The following is a 2,298-nucleotide window of genomic DNA, read 5'->3' on the forward strand; positions in this document are numbered from 1 at the left end:
ACCATGTGGGGCGTTTTTTTTGAAGATATTAATTTAGGTGCCGATGGTGGAATATATGCAGAGTTGATTAAAAACCGCTCTTTCGAATTTACAAAACCATTAATGGGCTGGAAGGTAGAACAGAATTTTTTTAACGAAGGCGCTGTAACCGTATTAAAAAGGCTGGGCCAAAGCCTTGCCAACCCCCGTTTTGCAAGGGTGAAACTAAATAATGCTGTTGCCGGAACCTTAAGCATTACCAATGAAGGCTTTAGAGGCATGGGAATAAAAAAAGGATTGCGTTACGATTTTTCTTTAATGTACCGCCTGCCATCGGGCAACTTAAAACTGCATGCAGAAATTATAAATGCAAAAAAAGAAATTTTAGCAAGCGGGGTTTTAACCACAGCAGCCACCGGAGATGCATGGAAAAAACAAACCATCAGCATTACTGCAAGCGATAGCGCACAAAAAGGAAAACTAAAAATTTGGTTTGAAGGAACAGGCGTAATAGATATGGATATGATCTCTTTATTTCCGGAAGATACCTGGAAAAAAAGACCGGGAGGAATGAGAGCTGATATGATACAATTGCTGGCCGATATGAAACCTGGTTTTATGCGCTTTCCCGGTGGTTGTATTGTTGAAGGTTTTGATCTGTCGCAGCGGTATAAATGGAAAAATACCATTGGCCCGGTTGAAGAGAGACAATTAATTATCAACCGCTGGAATTATGAATTTGCTCACCGCCCCACGCCAGATTATTTTCAAACTTTTGGCCTAGGCTTTTTCGAATACTTTCAACTGGCAGAAGATATCGGAGCATCGCCGTTGCCCATTTTAAATTGTGGTATGGCTTGCCAGTTTAATTCGGCAGAGCTGGTGCCATTAGATCAGATAGATAGTTATGTGCAAGACGCTGTTGACTTAATTGAATTTGCTAATGGTGATGCCAATAGCCAATGGGGGAAGGTAAGAGCAGATATGGGTCACCCCGATCCATTTAATTTAAAAATGCTTGGCATAGGAAACGAAAACTGGGGACCTCAATATATTGAGCGCTTACAAATTTTTCAAAAAGCCATTAAAGAAAAATACCCCAATATAAAATTAGTTACCAGCAGCGGTACCGACCCCAATGGCGAACGCTTTGATTTTTTAAATGGCGAACTGCGTAAAATGAAAGTGGATATTATTGACGAACATTTTTACCGCAGGCCCGAATGGTTTTTTGAAAATGCCAGCCGCTATGATAATTATGATAGAAACGGCGCTAAAATTTTCGCTGGTGAATATGCCGGGCAAAGCGATAAAACAGTAAGTGTAGAAAATAAAAATAATGTTCGTACAGCTATTGCCGAAGCTGCATTTTTAACCGGACTGGAAAGAAATGCCGATGTGGTGGTAATGGCAAGTTACGCACCACTGTTTGCCCATGTGGATGGCTGGCAGTGGACACCCGATTTAATTTGGGTAGATAATTTACGCAGTGCAGGCACCGTAAATTACCAGGTACAAAAATTATTTGCTACTAACAAAGGCACTAATGCAGTACCGATTTTGTTTAATAATAAAATACTGTCGGGCCAGGATGGTTTGTATGCCTCGGCAGTAACCGATAAAAACAGTAAAGAAATTATTATTAAAATTGTAAACAGCAGTGCTGCAGAAAAAACTACCAGTTATATAATAGAAGGCTATAAAAAATTAGCGCCGCAAGCCACTGTTGCGGTACTAACCGGCGGTGCAGAAGAAATTAATACCGTTAATAATCCATTTAATGTAATGCCTGTTGTTTCAAGCACTGCAGTTAAAGGAAAAAAAGTGGATGTGGTGTTGAAACCTTTTTCATTTACTGTTATTAAGGTAGGGATAAAATGATTAATGCCTTAAATTTTAAAATAAAAACCCTGGTAACATTACCAGGGTTTTGTGGTGTGGGCCGGGATTGAACCGGCGACACAAGGATTTTCAGTCCTTTGCTCTACCAACTGAGCTACCGCACCAAACGAATACCGATATTGAACAAAGAATGTAAAATTTCGAATTCGGGCAGCAAAAATAAGGAAAATACCAGCTTGAAAAAATAAAAGAGAGATAATTTATTATTCTCTCTCAAGTCTCCCCTTTTGGGGTTCTCTAAAAGAGAACGAACAAAGTTCATTAGCGGGCTAATTTCCGTATTCGCACAAAAATTTAATCCGCATTAGTTTTAGCTGCTCCCAGTTAAAATTGCTGTCGGCCAGTTCTTCCTGGGCTACCTGTAAAGAGGAGGTTTCGCAGCTTTTAAAATAATCCATTATCTCGTCCTGTTCGTAT

At 39.8% G+C, this 2,298-nt stretch carries 1 protein-coding gene and 1 tRNA gene; one reads left to right on the top strand and one right to left on the bottom strand.

Annotated elements, in window-relative coordinates; translation table 11 throughout:
* Positions 1 to 1,860 (top strand): alpha-L-arabinofuranosidase C-terminal domain-containing protein (locus ACY65O_RS11725; protein WP_462221041.1); only part of this gene is annotated, 1,860 nt, incomplete at its 5' end.
* 52 nt (positions 1,861 to 1,912) lie between these two features.
* On the opposite strand, the gene ACY65O_RS11730 is transcribed toward ACY65O_RS11725, so the two are convergent.
* Positions 1,913 to 1,985, bottom strand: a tRNA-Phe gene (locus tag ACY65O_RS11730).
* Positions 1,986 to 2,298 lie beyond the last annotated feature (313 nt).

Origin of the sequence: Ferruginibacter sp., assembly GCF_031430955.1 — a bacterium.
Classification (GTDB): domain Bacteria; phylum Bacteroidota; class Bacteroidia; order Chitinophagales; family Chitinophagaceae; genus Ferruginibacter.